1 pseudogene is annotated in these 702 nt (G+C 63.8%); it reads right to left on the bottom strand.

Annotation, left to right across the window (positions count from 1 at the left end):
- Positions 1-702, bottom strand: a pseudogene (locus ACR0JF_RS23360) (glycine dehydrogenase (aminomethyl-transferring)); the annotation flags it as partial.

Below are 702 nucleotides of genomic sequence, written 5' to 3'. Positions count from 1 at the left end.
CGGTGATCTGGCACAGCTTGTCGTTCAGAACGGCGATCATCTCGTGATAGCCCTGCGCCTGATCTTCGGGGCAGAACGGGTGCAGATTGCCAAACTCGGGCCAGGTGACCGGGATCATCTCGATCGTGGCGTTCAGCTTCATGGTGCACGAGCCCAGCGGGATCATCGCCCGGTCCAGCGCCAGATCGCGGTCGGCCAGACGGCGCATATAACGCGTGATCTCGGCCTCGGCCCGGTTCTTGTGGAAGATCGGGTGGGTCAGGTATTCGCTTTCCCGCAGCGCATAGTCCGGCAGGCGGTACTGCTTGTTCGAGCTGTCATCGGTGCGGTCGATGCCAAAGGCACCCCAGACGGCCTCGATGGTCTCGGGGCGGGTCTGTTCGTCCAGGCTGATGCCGACCTTGGTCTCGCCAACCTTGCGCAGGTTGACACCGCGCGCCACGGCAGCCTCCATGACGGTCTTCTGCAGGTGGCCAACCTCAACCGTGATGGTGTCGAAGAACACCTCCGGCTCAACGGCAAAGCCCGCCTCTTCCAGACCAGCGGCCAGGCGCGAGGTCTTGCGGTGCACCGATTGCGCGATGGCCTTGATGCCGTCGGGGCCATGGTACACGGCATACATCGAGGCAATGACCGCCAGCAGCGCCTGCGCGGTGCAGACGTTCGAGTTCGCCTTCTCACGGCGGATATGCTGCTCGCGGG

It is taken from the genome of Ruegeria sp. BG11 (genome assembly GCF_056538565.1).
This window is presented reverse-complemented; position numbering and strand designations above follow the sequence as displayed.